This window comes from Streptomyces sp. NPDC090119, from assembly GCF_044747085.1.
Taxonomy (GTDB): domain Bacteria; phylum Actinomycetota; class Actinomycetes; order Streptomycetales; family Streptomycetaceae; genus Streptomyces.
The window spans coordinates 197,057-220,640 of the sequence record NZ_JBIVDK010000008.1; the positions used below are offsets into that span (position 1 = coordinate 197,057).

The 23,584-nt window shown below is 71.4% G+C and carries 17 protein-coding genes and 4 pseudogenes; 13 read left to right on the forward strand and 8 right to left on the reverse strand.

Features of this window, described 5'->3' with window-relative positions; genetic code table 11:
- Window positions 1-12 precede the first annotated feature (12 nt).
- A complete protein-coding gene (locus ACIPPM_RS29980) occupies window positions 13-936 on the forward strand; it encodes a fumarylacetoacetate hydrolase family protein (protein WP_401453425.1) in 924 nt (307 codons plus the stop codon).
- Window positions 937-1,216: 280 nt separating this feature from the next.
- On the opposite strand, the pseudogene ACIPPM_RS29985 reads toward ACIPPM_RS29980, so the two are convergent.
- Window positions 1,217-1,335, reverse strand: a pseudogene (locus ACIPPM_RS29985) (SAM-dependent methyltransferase); the annotation flags it as partial.
- A gap of 72 nt (window positions 1,336-1,407) precedes the next feature.
- Complete coding sequence (locus ACIPPM_RS29990) at window positions 1,408-1,968, reverse strand: DinB family protein (protein ID WP_401453427.1); 561 nt, start codon at window positions 1,966-1,968, stop codon at window positions 1,408-1,410.
- A 308-nt stretch (window positions 1,969-2,276) separates the two neighbouring features.
- Between ACIPPM_RS29990 and ACIPPM_RS29995 the strand changes: the two genes are divergently transcribed.
- Complete coding sequence (locus ACIPPM_RS29995) at window positions 2,277-3,086, forward strand: oxygenase MpaB family protein (protein ID WP_401453429.1); 810 nt, start codon at window positions 2,277-2,279, stop codon at window positions 3,084-3,086.
- Window positions 3,087-3,152: 66 nt separating this feature from the next.
- Window positions 3,153-5,864, forward strand: coding sequence for a hypothetical protein (locus ACIPPM_RS30000; RefSeq protein ID WP_401453431.1), 2,712 nt, complete (start codon window positions 3,153-3,155; stop codon window positions 5,862-5,864).
- Here ACIPPM_RS30000 and ACIPPM_RS30005 read toward each other — a convergent pair.
- Window positions 5,835-6,809 (reverse strand): SDR family NAD(P)-dependent oxidoreductase, encoded by a 975-nt coding sequence (locus tag ACIPPM_RS30005; RefSeq protein WP_401453433.1) that lies wholly within the window; start codon window positions 6,807-6,809, stop codon window positions 5,835-5,837. The two genes, ACIPPM_RS30000 and ACIPPM_RS30005, sit on opposite strands and share 30 nt — an antisense overlap.
- A gap of 88 nt (window positions 6,810-6,897) precedes the next feature.
- On the reverse strand, window positions 6,898-8,415 hold the full coding sequence (locus ACIPPM_RS30010) for a catalase (protein WP_401453435.1): 1,518 nt from the start codon (window positions 8,413-8,415) through the stop codon (window positions 6,898-6,900).
- A gap of 263 nt (window positions 8,416-8,678) precedes the next feature.
- Between ACIPPM_RS30010 and ACIPPM_RS30015 the strand changes: the two genes are divergently transcribed.
- Window positions 8,679-9,842, forward strand: coding sequence for an endonuclease domain-containing protein (locus ACIPPM_RS30015; protein ID WP_401453437.1), 1,164 nt, complete (start codon window positions 8,679-8,681; stop codon window positions 9,840-9,842).
- A gap of 95 nt (window positions 9,843-9,937) precedes the next feature.
- Here the strand turns inward: ACIPPM_RS30015 and ACIPPM_RS30020 are convergent, their stop codons facing one another.
- Window positions 9,938-10,243, reverse strand: coding sequence for a hypothetical protein (locus ACIPPM_RS30020; RefSeq protein ID WP_401453439.1), 306 nt, complete (start codon window positions 10,241-10,243; stop codon window positions 9,938-9,940).
- 306 nt (window positions 10,244-10,549) lie between these two features.
- Here ACIPPM_RS30020 and ACIPPM_RS30025 point away from each other — a divergent pair, with 306 nt between their 5' ends.
- On the forward strand, window positions 10,550-11,062 hold the full coding sequence (locus ACIPPM_RS30025; protein ID WP_401453441.1) for a transglycosylase SLT domain-containing protein: 513 nt from the start codon (window positions 10,550-10,552) through the stop codon (window positions 11,060-11,062).
- Window positions 11,059-13,235, forward strand: a pseudogene (locus ACIPPM_RS30030) (hypothetical protein). The gene ACIPPM_RS30025 and the pseudogene ACIPPM_RS30030 overlap by 4 nt, the downstream one beginning before the upstream one ends.
- 18 nt (window positions 13,236-13,253) lie before the next feature.
- Here ACIPPM_RS30030 and ACIPPM_RS30035 read toward each other — a convergent pair.
- A pseudogene (locus ACIPPM_RS30035) lies at window positions 13,254-14,220 on the reverse strand (DUF1152 domain-containing protein).
- Window positions 14,221-14,343: 123 nt separating this feature from the next.
- Between ACIPPM_RS30035 and ACIPPM_RS30040 the strand changes: the two are divergent.
- From ACIPPM_RS30040 to ACIPPM_RS30065, 6 genes and pseudogenes are all read left to right on the forward strand, one after another.
- Entirely contained in the window at window positions 14,344-15,246 is a 903-nt protein-coding gene (locus ACIPPM_RS30040; RefSeq protein WP_401453443.1) for an ADP-ribosylglycohydrolase family protein, read from the forward strand.
- 145 nt (window positions 15,247-15,391) lie between these two features.
- The gene (locus ACIPPM_RS30045) at window positions 15,392-16,201 is read left to right on the forward strand and encodes a methyltransferase domain-containing protein (RefSeq protein ID WP_401453445.1); all 810 of its coding nucleotides are present in this window, start codon (window positions 15,392-15,394) and stop codon (window positions 16,199-16,201) included.
- A 370-nt stretch (window positions 16,202-16,571) separates the two neighbouring features.
- Window positions 16,572-18,812, forward strand: a complete 2,241-nt coding sequence (gene tap / locus ACIPPM_RS30050; protein ID WP_401453447.1) for a telomere-associated protein Tap — start codon at window positions 16,572-16,574, stop codon at window positions 18,810-18,812.
- Between the two features lie 15 nt (window positions 18,813-18,827).
- The gene (gene tpg, locus ACIPPM_RS30055; RefSeq protein WP_401453449.1) at window positions 18,828-19,391 is read left to right on the forward strand and encodes a telomere-protecting terminal protein Tpg; all 564 of its coding nucleotides are present in this window, start codon (window positions 18,828-18,830) and stop codon (window positions 19,389-19,391) included.
- Between the two features lie 334 nt (window positions 19,392-19,725).
- On the forward strand, window positions 19,726-20,526 hold the full coding sequence (locus ACIPPM_RS30060; RefSeq protein ID WP_401453451.1) for a hypothetical protein: 801 nt from the start codon (window positions 19,726-19,728) through the stop codon (window positions 20,524-20,526).
- Window positions 20,527-20,780: 254 nt separating this feature from the next.
- A pseudogene (locus tag ACIPPM_RS30065) lies at window positions 20,781-21,334 on the forward strand (Type 1 glutamine amidotransferase-like domain-containing protein).
- A gap of 134 nt (window positions 21,335-21,468) precedes the next feature.
- Here ACIPPM_RS30065 and ACIPPM_RS30070 read toward each other — a convergent pair.
- On the reverse strand, window positions 21,469-22,119 hold the full coding sequence (locus ACIPPM_RS30070; protein ID WP_401453453.1) for a hypothetical protein: 651 nt from the start codon (window positions 22,117-22,119) through the stop codon (window positions 21,469-21,471).
- 347 nt (window positions 22,120-22,466) lie between these two features.
- On the opposite strand from ACIPPM_RS30070, the gene ACIPPM_RS30075 reads away from it, so the two are divergent.
- Window positions 22,467-22,649, forward strand: a complete 183-nt coding sequence (locus tag ACIPPM_RS30075) for a hypothetical protein (protein WP_401453455.1) — start codon at window positions 22,467-22,469, stop codon at window positions 22,647-22,649.
- A gap of 43 nt (window positions 22,650-22,692) precedes the next feature.
- Here the strand turns inward: ACIPPM_RS30075 and ACIPPM_RS30080 are convergent, their stop codons facing one another.
- Window positions 22,693-23,148 (reverse strand): bacteriocin immunity protein, encoded by a 456-nt coding sequence (locus ACIPPM_RS30080; protein WP_401453457.1) that lies wholly within the window; start codon window positions 23,146-23,148, stop codon window positions 22,693-22,695.
- Window positions 23,149-23,584 lie beyond the last annotated feature (436 nt).

Genomic DNA, 23,584 nt, shown 5'->3' on the forward strand with positions numbered 1-23,584 from the left:
TGGAGAACCGCCATGCGCTGGACCAGCTATCGCAGCACGACCGACGGGCGCGAGCATGCCGCCCTCCTCCACGACGGTGAGCTGCTCGCGCTCGACCGCCCCCTCCTCGCCGCTCTGCACGACGACACTCCGCTCGACGGGTGGGCCGAGCACGCCCGAGCCCGGCCCTGGGAACGGCTCCCCGCCGAAACGACTCCACTGCTCGCCCCGGTCCCCGACCCGCCGTCGGTGCGGGACTTCATGGCCTTCGAGAACCACGTCGTGACGTCGCACGCCGCATTCGGCGCCGAGGTCAGCCCGGTCTGGTACGAGCAGCCGGTGTTCTACTTCTCCAACCCGGCCGCGATCCTGGGGCCCGAGGACGAGGTGTCGATGGCACCGGGGACGGCACGCTGGGACTTCGAGCTGGAGGTCGCGGCCGTTGTCGGTCGGACGGGCACCGATGTGCACCCCGACCGGGCGGAAGAGCACGTCGCCGGGTACGTCGTGCTGTGCGACTGGAGCGCCCGCGACCTCCAGGCCACCGAGACCGCGGTCGGCCTCGGGCCCGCCAAGGGCAAGGACACCGCCACGTCCCTGGGACCCTGGCTCGTGACACCCGACGAGCTCGAGCCGCACCGGAAGGGGCGAGGCTACGACCTGCGGATGAGCGCTTCCGTCAACGGCCTGCCCTACAGCGACGGAACCTGGGCGGACCTGTCGTGGTCGTTCGCGGAGATGCTGTCCTACGCCTCGCGGGGCACCCGGGTGCGGCCCGGCGACATCATCGGCAGCGGGACCGTCGGGACCGGGTGCATCCTCGAGCTGGGTCTGACCCATGGCGAGGCGGCCTTTCCCTGGCTCCGGCCCGGCGACGAGGTGACGCTCGAGATCGAACAGCTCGGCGCCATCCGCAGCCTGATCAAGAGTTCGGCCGCGCCGGTCCCGCTGAGGTGACCGGCCCGCCGATCCGCACGAGCACTGTGTGGCCCACGACCATCAGGACGACACCCCAGCAGCGATACCGGCGGGGCAAGGGCGTTTCGCTCCCGAACCGGGCCCGGCTCCGCCGCGCCTTCAGCCGTCCACCGGCTGACCGTCCTGTGTGTGGCTCGACGCCGATCCGGTGATCACGGGGGGACGTTACGTCCGGCCGACACTCGGCCGGCGACTTTCGCCCCGTCCGGCTCACAAGTCGCCACGATCATGGCCGACTTGCTCGGCGGAGTTCGGCCGGGCGCTCCCGGAAACTCAAGGTGGAGTCCGAGGTGAGCACTTGTCCGTCCACCGCGAACCCGCAGGTCCCGCGGAAGGTCACCAGAGGCAGGCTCACGTCGAGCATTCGACCCAGCTGCGGAGGCGGCTTCGGACAGCCACCGAGTTTGATCGGTCGGCCCGACGGCGGCGGCCTCGGTCAGCAGCCCGCGCTCACTGCCCCACCCGCCCGTCGACCCGCTCACGCAGCAGATCGGCGTGCCCGCAGTGACGGGCGTACTCCTCGATCCGGTGCACCAGCAGCTCCCGGACCGCGATCCCCTCCCTGCCCACACGCAGTCCCAAGTCGGCGTACCCGGCCAAGGCGGCGTCGGTCGCGGCCTGTTCACGCTCCAGATCGCGGAACGCGTCATCGACAACGGCCTGTTCGGCAACGGCGCCGTCGAAGTCCACGTCCCGCGCGCCGTACAACTTCGGCAGCGGGTCGCCCTCGCTGATCCAGTTCCGCCAGTCCCGTTCCGCGCTGGCGAGGTGCCGGATCAGCCCGAGCAGTGACATCGTCGACGGTGGAACCGACCGGAGGGCGAGCTGCGCCGGGTCGAGACCCTCGCACTTCATGCGCAGGGTCAGCCGGTAGTCCCTCAGATAGTCCTGGAGCGTCGCCAACTCGCCGTCCGGGCTGGGACCTCCGGTGTTGCGGGGATCGTCTTCCGGATCGACCCACATGTCGGGGTAGACGGTCGCCTCGGTCCATCGCGCGCGCTGTTCGGTCATGCGGTGCATGCTCGCCGGACACCGCCCGGTGCCGCCACCGAATTCTTCGAGAGGGGACCACGTGGGCCCGGACATCGTCGACATGCGATCAAGCACGTCCGACGCGGCGAAGCGACGCAACAACGATGCGGCTGGCGTCCCCCCACCCGACCGTGTTCACTCGGTGACAGTCGAGGGATTGGGGCAGGGCAATGGCCGACCGACCCCCACCCACGCGTGCGCGACCGCGTCCGGAGCGGACGACCACGGTCGCCGCGGTCCCACGTCCGGGTCTGCGCGGCCGACTCGGTGACGCCCTCTTCCGCGGAGTGGCAGGCCCCGACGGTCCGGAGAGCCGACGCCGCGTCCACGGCACCCCCGGCCCCCGCTGGTTCGCACCGGACCGCCCGATCCGCGTCGTCCACGGCGACGCGTCCATGTTCCCCGGCGGCCTCGCCGCGCTGCTCCTCCAGTCCCTGCACCCCCTGGCGATGACGGCGGTGGCCGACCACTCCGACTACCGCAACGACCCCTGGGGCCGCCTCGCCCGTACGAGCACCTTCCTCGCGTACACCACCTACGGCGCGGCGGACGACGCCCAGCGAGCCGTGGATCGCGTACGAGCGGTGCACGAGCACATCCGGGGCCGCACGGCGGACGGCGAGCCGTACCACGCGGCCGACCCGCACCTGCTGGCCTGGGTGCACTGCGCGGAGGCGTACTGCTTCCTCACCGCCCACCAGCGCTACGGCAAACGGCCGTTGACCGCGGCGGGCCGCGACGCCTACGTGTCCGACATGGCCACGGTCGCCACCGCGCTCGGCATCGAGAACCCCCCGACGACACTCGCGCAGCTCCACGAACGCCTCGACTCCTACCGCCCCGAGCTGCGCCTCACCCCCCAGACCCGGGAGGCGGTGCGGTACGTCCTGCTGCGCCCGCCCCTGCCCCCACCGGTCCTCCCGCCGTACCTCGTGCTCGGCGCGGCCGCCGTGTCCCTGCTCCCCGACTGGTCCCGCGCGCAGCTGGGCCTCCCGGTGCTGCCCCGCGTCGAACGCTGGTGCGCGGTCCCGGCCGGTGCAGCGGTGACGGCCCTGATCAGATGGCTCATGCCGACACCGCCGTCCCTCCGCGCCTGAGCACCGCTACGCCATCGCCGCTCGACCACGGTGGCGTTGTCAGTGGGGCGTGCGACGATCGCACACATGATCGTCCCGCTGGTGTCCCTGGTCCCGACCACGGCCCCCCACGCCTCGACCACCTACGCCGACTGGGCGGCCGCTCACGACCCGGCCGCAGCCGGAGCCGCGCGCGAACTGGTCGACGGCATGCGGACCGAACTCGGCCGGACGTGGGCCAAGCCCGGCCGGTTCGTCGACGCGATGGCCGTACGGGCCCGGCGGTTGCCGCCCGCGCACCTGCCGTGGTTCTGGGACACCGTGGGCCACCGGCTGATCGGCTGCGGAAGCCGACCGGGCGGCCGGGCCTACGCCGCGGCACGCGCCGCCGAGGCCGAGCACGGCCTGCCGGTGGACCCCGGCTATCGCAAGGCCAACGCCCTGCTGTTCGCGGCGGGCGGCGCCATGCCGGCCAAGGAGTTCAAGGCGCATCAGCGGTTCCTCACCGAGACGCTGGAGCCGTCCGCCGCGCACTCCGCGCTCGGCGAGTTCCTCACCGCGTGGGTCGAGTCCCCCGCCGACCTGCCCACGGACCTGGTGCGCCGGGTGCGGGCCTCCGCCAAGGCGGCCGGCCACACCGACGAGGAGGTCGCGCGGATGGTCGGCGTGATCCTCGCGGCCGCGCGCGACAAGGTGGTACCGGAAGCCCTGCTGGAAGCCGCGGGCTCGGTTCTGGCGGCACACCCGCCCACGGACCCGGTCGTCGCCGGGCTGGTGGAGATCTTCCCGGCCGGTGCGACCGACGGCGGCGCGTGGCTGCGGCTGCTGACCGGTTGCGGCGCGGCGGAGGCGATGGCGGACGGCCGGGTGGTGCCTGAGGGCGGCCTTCGCCGCTGGGTGGGCCACTTCGCGCACATGTACCAGTACGCGACACAGCCCGGAGGCGGTGTCGCCCGCCAGCAGCTCCCACCGGAACTCTTCGACCTGGTCGTCCGGTGGGGTCCGCGCCTGCGAGCCGAGACCACACCGCTGACGGTGCACACCACCAGGCATCACTACCAGGGCGTCGACACGGATCTGCTGGACGCCTGCCTGGCGGCCGGGGTTCCCGTCGTGGACCCCGGCCCGGAGATCGAGACACACTTCTGGGGCGAGCACTCCCGGCGTGACCTGGCCGCACTGGCCGCCGACCCGGTGCTCGGCCCCCGCCTGGAACGACTCGTGCACGAGGAGCTGCTGCCGAACGGCCCGCTCGGCCGCCGCGAACGCCGCCCCGGCTCGGCGGTGACCCTCCTGCCGGGCAACACCGGCATCGCGCGGCAGGTCGCGCGACGGGTCGAGGCACTCGTGGACACCATCGCCGGGGGCGGCATGGCGGGCGCGGAGGAGGCCGTCGCAGAACTCGAACTCCTCCTGGACGAGCCCACGGTGGCGGCGCTCGACGACATCGCCGACGCCCTCGCCGAGGCGGGAGCGGCAGGCGCGCTGCGCCGCTCCCTCGCCGCTGGCCTGCCGGAGGAACTCGCCTGGCCCACGCTGGAGTCGGTGTACGCGGAGTTCGCGGCGGACGGCGGACCCGACGCGGTGGCCGGAGTGACCGCCACCTGGCCCGTCCTGACGGTGTTCGGCACCGACCGGGCGGTCGCCGTGGCCCCGGACGGGGTGCGGGGCTCCTGCCGGTTCGCCGTACCGGAGGGGGCGACCATGCACGCGGTCCACTACGTGGGCGGCTCCTTCCTGGTCAGCTGGACCCATTCCCCGAACCCGTACTGCTGCGACACCGCCTGCTGGGCCGACCGTCCCCATGACACGTTCACCCCGGACGAGACGTCCGGCCTGGCACCCTTCGGCGGCCACCTGGACGGCGCCTACGGCTTCCAGTTCGAGACCGCCGACGGGACGGGTCGGCACGGCGGCGAGGGGGTGCTGCGAGCGGGCGGCAGGGAGGGAATCGACCGCGACGAACTGCAGCTAGGGGACGGCGAAGGCGTCTGGACCAACGCCGTATACGCCGACCGGCCCTGGCAGGAGGCCGACCCGGTGACGGGGGAGCCCGTGGGCCCCTCACCTCTGCCGCGGTTCCTCACCCCGACCCCGGAAGACGGCATGTCCCTCGACACCGAGGCGCTCCAACTGGCCCCTCTCCCCGCCCCGTTGACCGACTCCCCGCTGGGTAGCCGGGACGGTCTGGTCGGCACCCGCATACAGTTCCGTACCCGGCACCGCCATCACGCGCCCGACCACTTCCTGGTGGAGAGCGTGGACGGCCGCACGGCCCGCTTCGACGCCGACCGGCAGGGCCGACGACCGTGGGCCCTGTGGGCACCCCCGGAGGGCCCGGCCCAGGACGTGGTCCTCACCGACGCGGACACTCCCACCGGAGTCCGCGCCTACGCCGCCGACGGCAGCCTCCTGTGGGAGCAGGACGGCCATCACTCGCCCCGCCACCCGCGGACGGAGCGCCGCCGACGCGTCACGGCCTCCGGCGGCACGGCCCTGCCGCCCGCCTTCTGGTACCTCCTCCGCACCCGCGACCCCGCGGGCTCCCGCGCCCTGCGCACGGTGCGCCGGGAGACCGCCGACACCCTCCTGACGACCGCCCGCACCGACCCCGCCGCGCTGCGCGCGACCGTGGCCCGGGAACTGCCCGAGATCACCGAACCCGCGCTGGCCGACGCGGTGGCCGCGATCGCCGGACGAGCAGCCCGAGTGGAGGACCGCCGACTCGGGCTGCACCGCCGAGCGACCCTGCCGGCCGAGCCCCGGGAGTCAGGCGGACCGCTCGCCGTGGGCGAGTGACGTGACGTACTCCCACAGCTCCTCCCGGACCTCCCCGGGGTCGGGGTCGGCGCCGATCGGGTACGTGGTGGGGCGCGGGCGGCGGTCGTGCCAGAAGAGGCCGTCGCTGTCGGTGGCCTCAGGAGCGGTGCCGAGCCACACGATGGTGTCGGCGCCCTGCTCGGGGGTGCGGATGATCGGCCACGTCACCGTCCGGAAGACCGGCATCCACCGCCGCACGCCCGCGGTGTCCGCCCACCCCGGATGCATGGCGTGCACATGCACCCCCTGCTCCCGCAGCCGCTCCGCCCACTGTTCGGTGACCACGAGCTGCGCCCGCTTGGTCCGGGCGTAGAACTTCTTCGGGCTGTACGGAGTGTCCTCGGACTCCGGATCACCGGCGGGTAGCTGCTGGCTGTACTGCCCGCCCGAGGTCACGTTGATCACGACCGAGGGCGCGGACCGCGCGAGCAGCGGTGTCAGCTCCTCGATCAGCACATAGGGCGCCAGCACATGGGTGGCGAACGTCAGCTCCACGCCGTCCGCGCTGTACTGCCGCTCGTCCGGCATCACCCCGGCGTTGTTGACCAGCACGTCCAGCCGGTCCTCCTGCTCCAGGAACCGCGTGGTGAAGTCCCGCAGCGCGGCCCGGCTGCTGACGTCGCACACCACCGGTCGTACGTCCACATCGCCACCGGCCTGCTCCCGGGTGAGCGCGGCGGCCTGCTCGGCGCGCTTCTCGTCACGGCCCAGTACCCGCACCGACGCGCCCAGCCTGGCGAAGCCGACGGCGGCCGCCAGGCCGACGCCCGACCCCGCGCCGGTGACCAGGACGACCTTGCCGTCCATCCGCTCAGGGCCGTCGGGCCAGTCGGGCAGCACCCGCCGCAGGAGCAGTCCGGGCCAGCCGTAGCCGAGGACGACGGTGCGATCCAGTGCGGTGTCGATCAGGGAGGTGACACTCATGGAGTCCGCAGTACCCACCCCCGCCCGACCCACACAGCCCGGCGCCCCTCGCCCCGCGAACGGGGGAGGGGCGCCGGGCGGGGCCTGGTCAGGCCTTGTGCTGCATGCTGCGGCGGGCCGGGTTGCCCTGGTCCTCGGCCTTGGGGTCCATCTCATCGGCCTTGGCGCGCACGCCCTCGGCGATCCGCGCGCCGAGCTTGGGGTCGATGTTGGACCAGTACTCGAAGGCGCGCTCGAGGACGGGCTCGGTCACGCCGTTGAGGAGGTGGCCGACCACGTTGTCCACGAGCCGGTCGCGGGCGTCGTCGTCCAGGACCTCGCGGACGAGGGTGCCCGCCTGCCCCCAGTCGTCGTCCTCCGCGTGCGAGACGTAGGCGGTCCGGGTGATGTCGCCGTCGGTGTGCCAGGTCGGCGGGGTGCCGTACTGGGCGGTGTCGGCGGCGGCGCCGCCCTTGGAGTTCGGGGCGTACACCGGGTCGCTGGTCTTGCGGTAGGCCATCGCGCCGTCCTTGGAGTACGTGTGGACGTCGGTGATGGGCGCGTTGACCGGGAGCTGGGCGTAGTTCGTGCCGATGCGGTGGCGGTGCGCGTCGGCGTACGAGAAGAGCCGCGCCAGCAGCATCCGGTCGGGGCTCGGGCCGATGCCGGGCACGAAGTTGTTCGGCTGGAACGCGAGCTGCTCGATCTCGGCGTGGTTGTCCGTCGGGTTCCGGTCCAGCGTCATCTTGCCGACCTCGATCAGCGGGTAGTCGCTGTGCGGCCACACCTTGGTGAGGTCGAAGGGGTTGAAGCGGTAGTCGGCGGCATCCTCGTACGGCATGACCTGCACATACAGGGTCCAGCTCGGGTGCTCCCCGTCCCGGATGTGCTCGAACAGATCACGGGTGTGATAGTCGGTGTCCACGGCCGCCATCTGGTCGGCCTCGTCCTGGGTGAAGAACTCGATGCCCTGGTCGGTCTTGAAGTGGTACTTGACCCAGAACTCCTCACCGGCCTCGTTGATCCACATGTAGGTGTGCGAGGTGTAGCCGTTCATGTGCCGCCACGTGCGCGGCACGCCCCGGTCGCCCATGAGCCAGGTCACCTGGTGGGCCGACTCGGGGGAGAGGGTCCAGAAGTCCCACTGCATGTCATGGTCACGCAGGTTGTTGTCGGCGCGGCGCTTCTGGGAGCGGATGAAGTGCTGGAACTTCATCGGGTCCTTGACGAAGAACACCGGCGTGTTGTTGCCGACCATGTCGTAGTTGCCTTCGCTGGTGTAGAACTTCACCGCGAAGCCGCGCGGGTCACGCCAGGTGTCCGGGCTCCCGCGCTCCCCGGCCACGGTGGAGAACCGGGCGACCAGATCGGTACGCGTACCCGGCTGGAAGACGGCCGCCTTCGTGTACGGGGTGACATCCCCCGTCACCTCGAAGTGCCCGAACGCCCCGCTGCCCTTGGCATGCGGCTGCCGCTCGGGAATGCGCTCCCGGTTGAACTGGGCCATCTGCTCGATCAGGTACGCGTCCTGGAGCAGGATGGGTCCGGCGGGGCCGACGGTGAGCGAATGCTCGTCACTCTCGACCGGTGCGCCGGAGTCTGTCGTGGTGTGCGGGGTCTCGGTCATACCTGCTCGCTGATCCTCTCCACTCCGCCGGGCGCGGCGCTCACCGCCCGCCCTCGCGCGACCCGCGGACACACGGGCTCAGACATACCGGGTGACCGGGGGCGCGGTCGGCAAACATGGGCGGGGGCCAGATGACCTGAGTGGGGGAGCGGAAGGGCGGTTGCGGTCACCCGCACCGGAAGCCGACTGCCGGCTCGTCGTCGGACTCGGGCACCCTGAGCACCTCCACTCTCACTGTCAGTGGCGAGTGCCATGCTGGCCGGGTGATCACTCGAAAGACGGCGGTGTCGTACTTGTCCGACGCGACACGGGCCTGCCCGATCCCCCTCTCTCCTGAGCGGTTCCGACGCAAGGACCGGGCCCCGCACGACTTCCTGTTCTTCGGACATGTGCCGGTGCGCTCCTACAAGCACGGCGGCCAGTGGCAGTTCATGCCGCAGGATGTGCTGGAAGCGGGCCGCGCCGTGGCGGAACTGCCCTGGAACTTCGAGGACCTCGTGCCTCTGGGGTACCGCGAGCAGGAGACGCGGGGTTCGGGACACCCAGGCTGGCGCACCGAGCTGCGGCGCGTCGTAGCCGGTGTGGGAGCGGACGACGACTGCGGCTGCCCGCGGCCCCCTGCGGCAGCCGCACAGCAGCCGCTCCACACCGCCGCCGACTGCGTACTACGGAGATACCTGGACTACTCCATCGCCTGCACGCTCCCCGTACGCGCCCTCGTGCGGGCGGGCGGTAACTGGATGATCCCCCGGACCCTCGCCCTCGTTCTCGACCGGAGAGACGAGCGCGAGAGCAGCTTGTATGCCGTCGGCCAGCCCTGTGAGGGCTGCGGCTCCGTCGGCCCTGATGACAGTTGGCGTTCGCCCACCGCTGCCGGCTGGAAGATCCTTTGCCCTGACTGCGCGGCTGCGGGCCTGCGGCGTTACCGCCGCGAACTGCAGGGCGTCCCCTATGCCCGGGTGCGGGAGAACGGCCCCGGCCCGGTCGGGTTTCTGTGCGCGATGTGCGAGACGGCCCGCCCGGCCACTGACTGGGATCACTGCCATGACCACGGCCTGGTCCGAGGCCCTCTGTGCGGCCGGTGCAACTCGCTGGAGGGCCGGGGCAAGGAGTTCCTGGCCCGGCCGGGCAGCGTGCCGTACTTGCTGCGCTGCGACGGCTGCCGTACCCGGCGGAGTCTTCCGCCCCACCACAGGCTCGCCGCCCTGCGCCGCCACTTGCACCTGACCTGGGGCGCCCAGGGCTGCGACTGGCCCATGCACGTGCACGTCTCCCTCGAGGAAACCGACGAGGGCTACGCCTTCACCATCCACTGCTCCGGCCCGCGCCACAGAACCCGCACCGTGCGCGGTGCGCGACTCACGCATGGGGAAGCCGAGCAGATCCTTCTCGATGCCTTCGAGGAAGGAGTTGCGCAGGAGACCTGACCGGGGCCCGGGCACCACCCGGCAGGCCGCCACCTCCCGCCTCGCCACCCTCCGCGCCGAACAGCCGGCCGCGGCCGACCGGGCTCCCACACAGCTCACAGCGCGATCGGGCGGTACTTCAGAGCCTCGTCGACGAGCTGCTCCGCAGACGCGTCCTTGAGGTCGTCCGAAGGGTGGAAGACCAGGTCGCTCACCCGGGGATACGACACGTTCGCCGCCAGGAGCCGCAGAAAGTAGTCGCTCTCCGGGTCGGCCGTCAGAAGCCTGCGAACGATGTCGACGAGCTCGTCCCGGGTGATGTCCGCGACCACGAGGTGAGCAGGCCGGGCCGCCTCCCTCGCGAAGTGCTCCAGACTCCTGCTGCCAGCCGGTCGGTGGGTGGGCCCGGTGACGGTGGTCATAGGGGCTACGTCACGTCCTACCGCGGATCGTAGGAGGGGCCCCGCTCTGAGCAGCACCGCCAGTATCGAATCCGGGCATTTCGGGCATTTCTCCGTACGGGGGTAGTAGGTCACATGGTTGCGTCGGCGTTTGCCCGCCTTTAATCATGTTTATCGCTGCCAGAGCGGCGGACCGGACCGGGTGTTGATTCCCGGGTCCAGCCCGTTCCTCGTCAACCCGGCGGCCGCGGGGCCTCGCCCCGGCGCCCTACAGGCTCACGACCGATCCCGGCCTGTGCCTCAACGACGTCTGATGGAGAGACCCTCTTGACCGCGATTTCTGTTTCCCGCCGTGCCCGCCTGCGCAACCTGACCCTGGCCGGCCTCGCCACCACCGGTGCCGCGGCCGCCGCCGTGACGCTGATGCCGTCCTCGGCGTTCGCCGCGCCGCAGGCCACCCACACCGTCCACGCCGTCTCCCACCGCGCGCACACCGCCCCGCACGCCGCCTCGGCCGCTTCGGGGAACCTGGACGGCTGGATCAAGCAGTCGCTGGCCATCATGAAGGCCAAGGGCATCCCGGGCAGCTACGACGGTCTGAAGCGCAACATCATGCGCGAGTCCGGCGGCAACCCCAACGCCCAGAACAACTGGGACGTCAACGCGCAGAAGGGCATCCCCTCCAAGGGCCTCCTGCAGGTGATCGACCCGACGTTCAACACCTACCACGTGGCCGGCACCGCGCACAGCGTGAAGGACCCGGTGGCCAACATCACCGCGGCCGCCAACTACGCCGCGCACCGCTACGGCTCGATCGACAACGTCAACTCCGCGTACTGAGCCGACGCACCCCAGGCATACCGCCACGTGACCCCCCGACCACGCCCGGTCGGGGGGTCACGGCGTTCTCCTCCTGGCCGCGACGCCGCGCCGACGCGCGTGGGCAGCGCTGGCGGCAGGTCCTCGCGGGAATGGCCACAGGCCGGCTCTCCATCGGTACGCGTAAGCCCGCGAAGGGCCTTCCCTCCTGGGTGACGCCGGAGGCGGTGAGGGGCGGCTTCGCCACCGGGACCGCGGGCGAGGGCGGACCGCTCCAGGTCCACGAGATCGAGGCGGCGCGGAGCCTCGGGGTGACCGCCGAACGGCGCGCGCTCTTCAGGCACTGCCTCACCGAGCCCGGACTCGCCCGGCTGTGGGCCCGTTTGGACAACGGCGACTACGAGATCGCCGTGCCCGAGGAGGCCGCGCTGCTCACCCTGGCCTGGCTGGTGCGGCACGGGGAGACGGGCGCGGCGCTCGATCTGGTGGCCGAACTGGAGCCGTTCGCCCACCGGTTGAGGTTCCTGCCCCGCCCGGCGGCCGGGCCCGCGCCCGACGCCACCGAGGCCGTCCACCGGCGCACCGTCTCCGACGTCGTCGGCACCCTGGAGCGGCGGCGGCCCAACGCGGCCGTGGAGACCCAGCGCGAGGCGCTCGCGGTGTGGCAGCCCTTCGGTGACGAACTGCTGGTCCACTGGCTGCGGACGGCGCGGGACGGGCACGTCCTCGAACGCGCCCCGGACAGCGGCTGGGTGGCGCACGGTGAGGCTCTCCTCGACCGGTACTGGCAGCTTGCCGCGGAGCACACCCGCTGCACCAAGCACCGCAACCCCGAGGAAAACCTGGGCATTCTGCGTGGCGCGCTCGAAAAAGCCGTCGCCGGACGGGAGTTGGACGCACGGCGGCTCGGATTGCTACGGCATGCGGTGGCCTCCATGGTACGGCGGCGTGGCATGCCGGGCTCCGCCGTGCACACGGCCCTGCGTCGGCGTCAGGCCGAGCAGGCGGCGCTTCCTTCGCACCATGCCCTGGCCCAACTGGTGCTGCGCCGACTCGCCTTGCTGCCACCGGAGACGGGCATCAGCGATGTCCACCCGCTGCTGGACCCGGTGACCGGGGAGGAGGGGCGCGAGTCCGGCCTGCCCGCCGGATCGGACATACCGGCCGCGATCCGCCACACGGTCGAATCCGCGCTGAGCGCACCGCTGGCCACCCTGGTGGAGCGCGGCGTCGTCCCCTCCGCCGAGGTTCTGGCCGAGCTGGTACCGCAGTTGGTCGCCGCCACCACGGCACAGGTGTACGGCGAGGAGACCCTACGGGCGTTGATGACCGCGAACTACCGGGCGTTCCGAAACCGCCGCTCGCTGCTCCTGCTCAACCTTGAGCGGCAGGTGCGCGTGGATGAACTGCCCTGGGTGCGGGCCGTGTCGGGGCAGCGGTCCGCCGCTGTGGGCACGCCGGACGACGAAGGTGCGCTCGGCGTGCTGCGGCAACTGGGCGAGCTGGCCGTGCAGGCGTTCCCGGGCACGACCCTGCCCAGCCCGCTGGTCCGCGAGTTCGGCGTGCTCGGACGTCAGGGTGATGTGGGCACGCCGTTCGTCGAGGAGCTGGCCGCCGACATCTTCATGGGAACGTTCAGCCCGAAGTTCCTCAGTGCGGCGCGGACCCGGCCCGTTCCCACGGTGCCCGGACCTCTCCCGGTTTCGCACGGCTGTGCGCCGAGCGGGCCGGGACGGCGTTGCGGTCCTGGTCGGTCGCGGCGAACGGCACGGTGATCGAGCAGGCCCAGATCCTGACCACGCACAACCTGGCGACACTGGTGCACCGGGTGGGCATCACCCCGAGGCCCGGCTGGGCCGACCTGGCGCGCCGGTGCTTTGTGACCGTCTGCCGACTGACCGCTCGTGTGCAGCACAACCCGCGGCCCCTGAGCACCATCAAGGACGCCGCGTACGCGTGGCGCCAGATGGTGTTCCACCTGTCCCTGTGCCCGCCGGAGGAGCAGCGGCGGGTCATCGAGGGCCTGGACGAGGAGACGGCCCGCCACGCCGCGCACGTCGCGACCCGGCTGACGCCCGCTCTGAACGGCCTGACCCTGATCGCCGAGGGCGGCGCCTTCGGCGACGACGGCACGGCGGACGGCGGTCGCGCCCGGCGCTTCCTGGGCTGGAGTACCGGCGGCCACTGGATGTAGTGCCGGGTGCCCGTCGGCTCAGTGGGGGAACAGCCGTGGCGGACGCTGGCGGGGCAGCGTGGCGCGGAACTCCTCGATCCTGGAACTCACCTGCCGCATCAGCGACGTCCGTTCCAGCAGGTCAAGGTAGAGATTGCGGCGGGCCAGCCCGGGCAGGTCCACACAGAAGTACATGGACATCAGCGGGTTCACGAACAACTCGCCGCCCTTGGTTCTTTCGGTGAACCGGACGTCGCCGAAGTCACCACGCACGGCGGCGGCCACGGACCCGTTCACGATGCTCGGGTGGCTCGGGGTGTGGCGCTGGGCATGAGCCACCGCATCGAGATACAGCGCGCCCTCCCGCCCTGCCCCGAGCAGCGAGAACGCGCCGAGATACGAGCCGTCCCGGTCCAGGGCGGCCAGGTTCTCCAGCACGAGCGAGTGGTTCACACCGTGGTACGCGTCCACCCCGAAGCCGAGGCAGGCGACCAGTCGGTGGGGAACCTCGTCGAGCCCGCTCACGGCGGCCAGGCTCGCCATGTCCTCCTCCGGTGTACCGAGACCGTGCTCGTCACCGCGCATCAGGATGTCGGTCCCGCCGTCCACCAGCACCACCGCGTCGACACCGCCGAGATGCGTGATCAGCGCCCTGTAGGCCGCCCGCAGCGGACCCACCCCGATGCTCGGGAACGCGTACACGACCGGCGACATGTCCTGTGTCCGGAGCCACTGGGCGAGGGTCCGCTCGGGGAAGTAGTCGCCGCGGACCGGGGTGTCGGGCCCGACGGCCGCGACGTCCTCGTCCACCCACACATCGGGGCTCAGCCCGTACAGGTCGGCGAAGGACAGGTTGGCGAGGTGCACCTCCTTGCCCGCCGACCGCAGCGCCAGCGCGAGCGGCAGCCCGGCGTACACGTCGAAGCCACCGCCCGCCCACGGCTATGAGAACCCGCCGCGCGTCGCGCAGACGGGTGAAGAACGCGGGCTCCCCCAGAGTGATCACCGCGCGACGCTAGCAGGAGGACGATCGAACACCGAGCCGGTCCAGCTTCGATTTCCAGGTCAGAAGCCTGCCCGCTCCCGAAATCGGAGCGCGGGAAAGTCGTCGCCTTGCGATACTGCACCGATGATCAACGTGCCTACCGCCGCGCTGGATTCTTTGTACGGGCTCGCGTTCGGCGACGCCTTCGGGGACCGCTGGTTCGGCATCCTGCGCAGGGACGGTCCGGCAGCCCTGGAGGCGCGGACGCTGCCTCCGGAACCGCTGTGGCACTGGAGTGACGACACCGTCCAAGCGCTGGTCCTCGTCCGGGAGCTCGTCGAGGGCGATGGCGTCGTCGACCAGGACCGCCTGGCCCTGCGCCTCGCGGCGGCGTACGCCGAGGACACGCACCGCGGCTACGGAGCCTCGATGCACGACGTGCTGCGCCGGATCGGGGCGGGCGAGCCCTGGCAGGACGTGGTCGCCGGACAGTTCGGCGGCCAGGGCTCCTGGGGCAACGGCGCGGCCATGCGCGTTGCCCCGCTCGGTGCCTGGCACAGCGCCGACCTCGACGTGGCCGCCGAGCAGGCCGCCCACCAGAGCGCGGTCTCGCACCACCATCCGGAGGCGGTCACCGGCGCGGTGGCGGTCGCCGTGGCCACCGCGCTGGCGACCCGCAGCCGGGGCGGACCCACCCCGGCCAGAGCGGACTTCCTCCAGGCGGTCGCCGACCGGCTCCCCGACAGCGACGTCCGGTCGGGAGTGCGGATCGCGGCCCGGATGCCGGAGCACACCTCGGTCCGGCATGCGGCGGAGGTCCTGGGCTCCGGCTACCGGATGTCTGGGCCCGACACCATCCCGTACGCCCTGTGGTGCGCGGCGGGCCACCTCGACGACCTGCAGGAGGGCCTGTGGGTCACGGTCGCCGGGCGCGGCGACATCGACACGACCTGCGCCATCGCGGGCGGGGTCATCGCCGCCCGCACCGGCGTCGCCGCCCTGCCTCCGGCCTGGCACGCGGCCCGTGAACCGCTGCCCCGGTCGTGACGTCGCGCAGCGCACGCACCGTTGATAGCCGCTTCGAGGTGTCTTCCCGTTCCCACAAGGGAGGGCCAAGGCCCCAGCCTGCTTCTGATGTACGGAACCGGTGCCAGCGGTGAGACCAACTACGGTCACCGTCTAGCGTGATCCCATGAACGACCACGAGGGTGCTCACGGCTTCACCTCGGTGGACGCCCAGCCCCGGCCCGCTGAGTGGGTGCGGGTACTGGACCGGCTGAGCGCGGAGCCGTTCTACGCCGCGTACAAGCAGCGACTCGACGAGCTTCTGCGTGCCGAGCCCGGCGGGCTGTTCCTCGAGGTCGGAGCCGGTACCGGGGACGCCGCCGTGGCCCTGCGCTCCTCGAGCGGGGCCAGGGTCGTCGCGATCGACAGCTCGTTGACGATGATCACGCAGGCGCGGGACCGGGGGCTGTCGCATGCCGCCGTCGCCGACGGCCACCGGCTGCCGTTCGCAGCGGACCGGTTCGACGGCGCCTGGGCCGACCGGGTCCTGCAGCACGCCGCCGAACCGGCCAGGATGTTGAACGAGTTGCTGCGAGTGGTCCGCCCCGGTGGCCGGGTCGCCCTGGCGGACCCGGACTACGACACCCAGGTACTCGACATCGACGACCAGGAACTCGCCCGTCAAGTACTGCGTTTCCGAGCCGAGGTGGGCCTGCGCAACGGCTCGCTCGCCCACCGGCACGCCGGACTGCTCGCGGCCCGCGGCGTCCGCGACATCACGGTGGAGGCCCGAACCCTGGTCGTACGCGACCCGTCGGCGGTCGACAACGTCATGGGCCTGCGTACCTGGGCGCACACAGCCGCAGCCCGGGGCTACCTCCACCCGCTGGACGCGGACCGGTTCGTGACCCGGTTCGACGATGCCGTGCGCACCGACCGCTTCACCTACGCCGTCACGTTCTTCCTCACGGCGGGCACCCTGGCCGGGTCGGACTGACACCGGCCGGTTCGCGGACGCCGGGTGTGTAGCGCTGGCGGCTGCGCAGGCGGGCGACGATGCCGCGAATGACGGGCCGGTCCCAGACCTCTGCCGACGGGAGGCGGGCTCCGGACAGAAGCATCACCTCGGTCACATCCGGCTTGTGAAGCCGCCACCACGCGCGGGCGACGGCCGGTTTCCCACGTCGTTGGTCCGGCCTGCTCGTCGGCGTGGTGGACGTGCAGCCGAGTGCGCGATCACGGATGCGCCGTCGAAGCCGTCAGCACGGAACATCGCCTCACCCTCGATGGGGAACGTACGGTTTTCGTACGGTGAAAGTACGTGAGTCTTGCGGTTATTGGGTAGGGTGCGGGTCAGGAGGTGTTCCATGTCCGAGATGTTCGACGCGGTCGACGCGCTGATCGCGTCGCGTGCCGCGCTGCCCCCGGCGCAGGAGCGCAAGCGGCTGCGCGCCGCGCACGGCCTGACGCTGGACGATGTCGCCGGTGCGCTGAAGGTGCGCCGGGCCACGGTGTCCGCCTGGGAGTCGGTGAAGAAGCCGACCGAGCCACGCGGCCCCGAGCGTGAGGCGTACGCGCGGCTTCTCAAGCAGCTCGCGGAGCTCTACCCGGCCCCGGTGTCCGCCACGTCCACCGACGCCTCCGCCGCCCCGGTGCCTGCCACGTCCCCCGCCGCCCCGGTGGAAGCCGAGACGCCGTCCACAGGCACGGCCCCCGAGGCCGCGGTCACGACCGCGACCGGGAACACCCGAACTCCCGCCCCCGTCACCGCTGTTCCGGCCACCGCGCCCCGCCCGGCGGGCACCACCAGGACCCCGCCGACGTCGCGCCGTCCCGGCGTACGGAAGGCGCCCCCTGCCGGTGCCCCGGCGGGCGCCGCAGACCCGCGGTTCGAGAACGGCCCGTTGACGGTCGTCGATGTCGAGGACGGGAAGGTGCTGGCGTACTGCACCGGCGGCCTGGTCCTGGACGTGCCCGCCAAGTCCCTGCCGTCCCTGGTGGACTGGACGCTCAAGGAGGCGAAGCTCGGGGCGCCGAAGCTCTCCGGCCCCGGCAAGGACGCCGACCCGCTGCTCGTACTCACCGAGGCCGCGCTGGAGCGCTACGGCCTGCCCGCAGCCCTCACCGAGGAGGAACGGATCGCCGGGCGCATCCCGGAGGGCCACAAGGTCATCAAGCAACTGACCCGCGCCCAGTGGCAGCTGACCAAGCGCGGCTTCGGCCCATGGGCGCGGATCTACCGCCCCGCGACCGGGGCGGAGCGGGCCTGCGTCCAGCTGTGCATCCCGTCGTGGAACGCCCTGGACACCCGGCACTGGGGTGCGGCCGGTCAGCTGCCGCCGGCCGAACTCGCCCGGCTCCTGGGCGTGTACGCGTCCCGGGTGATGACACCGCGCGGATCGACCGCTGTGACCGGCCTGGAGCTGATGACCGCGCTGCACCCGCCGACCCGAGCCTCCGAGCCGGACGCCGATGGCAAGCGGCACTCCGCGCACAACCCCGGCTCGCTCGGCAAGGACCCGGTGGACTGCGCACCGTGCGAGGCCCCCGACGGCCACCCGCTCCTGGCGAACCTGCCCCGGTTCCACGTACGCGGCCCGGCAGAGAAGCTGTTCGAGGAGGCGTACGACTGGGCACGGCCGATGACCGATGCCGAGTGCACCCTGCGCCACCTGGTCGGCATCGACGTCAACATGGCCTTCGCCGCCGGCGCCAACGGCCTGACCGTCGGCCTCGGAGCGCCGACGCACCTTTCGGACCCGGTGTTCGACCCGAAGCTGCCCGGCAGCTGGCTGGTGGACCTGTCCCATGTCGACCTGTCCCGGGTGAAGGCGGGTAAGGAGTGGGTGGAGCTGGACGGCAGCATGCTGCCCTCCCCGTTCACACCGAAGGGCGAGCGTCCCGAGGGCCCGGCCTGGTACGCGACGCCGACCGTGGCATACGCGGTGGAGCTCGGCTACGACGTGCGCCCGCTGGAGGCGTGGGTGCGCCGCGAGAACGGCCGCTACCTGGACGGCTGGTACAACCGGCTGCGCGACGCCTACGTCGCCACGATGGCCGACCTCGGCGTCGCCACCGACCTAGCCCCGGCCGACTTCCTCACCGCGATGAACGGCTACGCGGCCCGCGACCCGGAGCTGGCCATCGTCGTCTCCGCGGTCAAGGCCACGGTGAAGGGCGGCCTGGGCAAGCTCCGCGAGCGCCCACGCGGCGAGGGCTGGCGGCCCGGCGAGCCGTGGCGCGCCCTTGCCCGCCCGACCTGGCGCCCGGACATCCGCGCGGCCGTCATCTCCCGCACCCGGATCAACCTGCACCGCAAGATCGTCAAGCACGCGGCGTTCACCGGCCAGTACCCCATCGCGATCCTGTCCGACTGCGTCGTCTATGCCGCGAGCGGACCGGGCCCGCTGGACTTCCTGCCCTATCGGGAGGACAAGCCACTGCCCGGCGGCTTCAAGCTCGGCATCAACCCCGGCCTGGTCAAGCACGAGGGCACCCAGAGCGTGCTGTGGGGCGAAGAGGTCCGGGAGCGGTTCGACGCCCCCGAGCTCAATCTCGCCCGGTACATCAAGGACGGCAGTGTCACCGACGCCGACCACGGCGAGTAGGGGAGCGGGCAGGCGATGGCCAAGGAGTTCGGGGACGGACTGGACAAGGCGGTGCAGAAGGCGTTCACCCGCCCCGCGCCCAAGTCCGCGGGCCCGCAGATGCGGTACATGGTCAAGCAGCTCGGCGGCACGAAGGCGGTCGCCGAACTGCTCGGCATGTCCCAGCGGCAGGTGGAGCGGTACGTGGCGGGCACGGCCAAGAAGCCGCGCGCCGACCTCGCCGCGCGCCTGGAGCGCGAGGTGAAGAAGCGCTGGCAGCCGCAGATCCGGGCCAGGGCCCGCGAGAAGGCGGCAACGACCGGCGGCATCGTCATCGACGTCCACGCCCGCCTCGGCTACGCCGGTGCACCGATCAACACCACGGATGAGGACCGCATCAGGCACCTGACCGTCGCCCTGCCCCCGCAGCACGCCGCTCGGCTCTTCGACGCCCAGCAGCAGGGAGCGGGCGACGACCGGCTGCGCGAGCTCACCGCCGAAGCACTCAAGGAGGTGTACTTCCAGGACGGCGGCCGCCGCGCCGGCTCCCTGCAGGAAGTACAGATCAACGACGTGCTGGACCTGGAGTTCGAGCTGTAGCCCCCGCACCCGAAACAGCCGGGAGGCCCGCGGGCCAGAGCTGACCCGAGCCCGGCCTGCGTGTCCGCGAAGTCCGGATCACCGGCGGCCCGTCTGCCGGATGGCCGTTCGGGCAGCGGGAACTGCCCCGTTGTCGGCCCCCGCTGCCCTTACCGCGCGCCGATCGCCTGCGGCAGGGGCGAGTCCTGAGGCGACGCAATAGATGACGTACGAGACCTCGTCCGAACGGATTCCTCCATGCGGCACACCACCGAACCCCGGGGGAACGCGGCCCCCGACCGGCGCACTGCCGGCCCTTTGCGGGAGGGCGATTCGCGCCTGGGATCATGGACGCATGCCCGAAGAGTCGGACCTGATGTCCAGCCTGTGGCCGCTCGTGCCCTCCGAGGCCACCGATTGGCTGCTGGAGCTGTGCGGTGATGGCATCACGGGGTTCATGCCTCCGGCGATGCCTGACGCCGTGTGGGTGCTCAACGCCATGTACGAGCACAGCCAGGGGCCGATCGATGTGTCGTACCACGAGTACCACCAGGCGCGGCTGGCGGACGGGAATGTCCAGCCGCACGTCGTTGGAGGCATCGACCTCGACGCGGTGAGCGTCGCCACGGGAGGAGGGCTCGGCCGCGCCGAGCATCCGGGGCCCGGTTGGCGAAGGCTGCGCTGGGCCGACCTTGCCTCGCGGACCGGCGACCCGGTCGTGGCCGACGGCCTGATGCCCTCCTACCGCTGCTTCCCCTCGGCCAAGAAGGAGGGCAGCTGGCCGCTGGGCATGGTTCCGCCGACCGAGGGGAGCCTGGACCGTGAGACCTGGAACCGGCTGATCGCCCTCCTCACCCAGTTCAGTCCCGCAGGCCCGGACACCCGTTGCCTGGCCTACTACAACCCGCTGATGCTCGGGGCCGTCGACTTCGACAACCTCCACGTGCGTACGGGCCGGATCGGCGACGCCGAGGTCCTGTACGACCAGTCCGAGGCCGACTTCAGCCCGTCCAACCTCTGGGCCGATGACCGCTCGTGGGTCCTGTGCACCGACTACGACCTGTGGGCCACCAAGGTCGCCGGGCCGTCAGCCCTCATCGACGCATTGCTGAACGACAACGACATCGAGGCGGTTCGTCTGCCTGGGGCGCGCTGAGGACGACCAGCTTGCAATCTCCTCCAGCGCGGAGCGCGCCCTTCCGTCGTCCCCGGCACCTCTGACCAGGGCGATCGGCCGGCCCCCTCGCCGGTTCGCAAGCCCCGGATACCGTGAGCGGCGGCATTGCGGAGTATCGCCGGTTTTCTCGGCCCTGGAAGGCTTGGACCTGGCCTGCCCATGGGCTGCCCACGTGACCCACCGTCCGCGGGACGCCAATGACCGGCGCCCGTTGTCCTTGAGGAGACACCTTGGTGGCTGTTGCTCCCGCTCGTCGTCTGGCTCTGCTCGGAGGCGGCTTCTCCACCGACGACGATGGTCTGCTGGACGACTGGGTCCTGGACCACGTCTCAGCTCCTCGCCCGAGAGTGTGCTTCATTCCGACCGCCAGTGGCGACGCCCCCGGCTACATCGAGCAGTTCTTCCAGGCATACCGGCCGCGTTCCTGCGCACCCGACGTCCTGCGGCTGTTCCGGCGGGAGCTCGACGACGACGCCATGCGCGCGTTCCTCCTGTCCCAGGATGTGGTCTATGTAGGACCCACCTCGCGGACAGGCTGGGCCTGTTGACCGGCTCGGTCTGTCCGCACTACGACAGCGAGCCGGGCCGACGAGATTCCTACCAGGCAGCCGTGGCGAACCGTCTGCTGCCGGGCGGCTGGGCCGTCGAGGACGGCGTCGGCGCCCTCTTCACGGAGGGACGACTGACGGACTCCGTCACACGCATCCCGCAAGCGCGCTTGTATCGGGTGGTACCCGGCGGAGTCACGGAGCAGGCGGTGTCACGTCGTCTGCTCACCCCTGGATGAAGGTTCCGCATCTGCGGGCTCAGGGTGCGTACCGAAGGCCAGCAGCACAGCAGTGGTGCGCCGGGTGGCCAGCCGGCCGTTCTGCAGGGCGCCCCCCCCGGGGTACGGGCCTGGCGTGGCCGCTCGGTCGGCCGTCAGAGCGTGGCGGAAGGCGTGTCCCCGTTCTGGGCCTGTCGGGCGCGCTTGGCGAGCACCGTGGCCAGGTCCCGGGTGGCGTCCTCGTTGACGTCGTCCTTCTTGTCCTTGTCCATTGAATCCGCCATGGCCCACAGCAGCGTCGTGCCGACCCGGAACTGGGCCACGGTGCTGGGCTCGCCGTGATAGCCGTAGGAGCCGAACCTGGCGTCGCGCCTCTCCCCTATCGGGCCGAGGCTGAACTTCCTGGCCCGTTCTCCCGCCCTCTTGCCGTAGTAGTCGTTCCACAGCACGTCGTACGCCTTGCGGGCGGCCTGTTCACTGTCGTAGGCGATGACCAGGAAGGTGGCGTTGACCGCGCTGTCGTCGCGTCGGAAGGTCGAGGCGCCGTAGAAGCGGGAGTTCTCGCAGCCCGCGTTGTCCTTGATGGGGCAGGCCACTGAAAGGTAGAGCTTGTCCATCTCCATGGCATAGGGCCGGACGGACTCCTTCCAGCCCGGCATGGCCCCGCCGTCCGGCAACGTCTCCCGGACTTGTTCCTTCCTGAGCGCCACCGCCTTGCCGTTCCCGGTGTCGATCTCCGCACCACCGCCACAGCCGGCCAGCAGCAGCGCCGCAACGATCGCCACGAGCCATCGGTCGTTCCTCATGAACACGCCACCACCCCTCGAGTGGTGATCCTACGTGGACCGTTCTTCGGACATCGGGCGCCGCTCCAACTTCCGGACGTCCAGGCACTGTTGCCCGGATGAGGCCGCGACTGAGCAGCGGTAAGGGGCAACGGAGGCAGGCGGGCCGGGCCCGTGTCCGCAGTGATCCGCCGGACAGCCCCTGGGGTCTGTCTCCTTGGGGGGCATTCCCTGCGGTAGGCGGAGTGTTCAGCGTACGACTGGGCCACGACTCGCAGCGCGTATGCCAAGCCGGCTGAGCGGGGGTCCGAGGGGCTCATGGCCGGGTAGTCGTACGTCAGTTGCTCGTTCATGTCGAGCATGGGGAGATGGCCGTGGAGAAGAGCCTCGCCGCCCAGGATCTCGGCCACGTAGGCATAGGCGTGGTTGTCGTCCGTGATGCGTGCGACGAGGAACTTCACAAGATCGTCCATGTGGCCATCCTCGCGGGCGGGGCATTCGACCGTGCCGCGCATGCCGGACCACAGGCGACGGCGAAAGTCCAAGGATGATCTCTGTACGGCGCTGTACCGTGACCCCGCCCCCCCCCGCAGTTCAGAGCGCGATCGGTCGGTACTTCAGAACCTCGTCGACGATCTGCTCCGCGGACGCATCCTGAAGGGCGTCCGAGGGGTGGAAGAGCAGGTCACTCACCCGGGGATGTGACACGTTCGCTTCGAGGAGCCGCAGATAGTGGTCGCTCTCCGGGGCGCCCCTCAGGAGTCTGCGGACGATCTCCACGAGCTCGTCCCGGGTGATGTCCGCGACCACGGGACGAGCCGGCCGGGCCGCTTCCCGCGCGAAGTCCTCCAGACTCCTGCCGGCGTAGTACTCGGCGAAGTCGAGAGCCTCGTAGTCGTGCCCGGTGGCCACGTTGAAGGCCGCGATCGCCTCGCTCGCCGCCTCCGGGTGCCCTTCCAGCAGGTCAGCGATCCGCTCCACCTCGGCACACAGCCGATCCACCCGCTGCCGACTCACCAACGGGGGCAACAACTCCGGTCTCAAGTCCACAGCCGAATTATGCCGGTCGGGGCTGACACGCCCGGGCCGGGCTCGGGGCGCTGCCCTTTCTCATCGAGGGCGCCCGGCACGTCTTCCACGTGTGCCTGTTTGGCCTTGGGGGCTGTCTTGGCGTCGTCCGTCTCCGGGGGCCTGTCTGACGGACCGGTGTCTGTCGTGCTGTGTGGAGACCGGGGGGTGCGGGGGCGTGTGTCTCCCGGCCGCCGGCCCGGCCACCTTCCTTCCGCCGGCTGGCGGCCTGTCTCCCGTCGGGCGGTCTGCCTTGCGCCGCCCGTCGTTCACTTCCTTGGGGGTTGGGGGTGGTTCCTGGTCTCCTGGCCTGCCTCTTGCCTCCTGCCTCCTGCCGTGCCCGGTGGGGCCTGCCGGGCCGGGGCTCCGTGCTTAGCGGGGTTTTCCGGGGTGGCTGGTCTGTCCCTGTTGGTCTGGT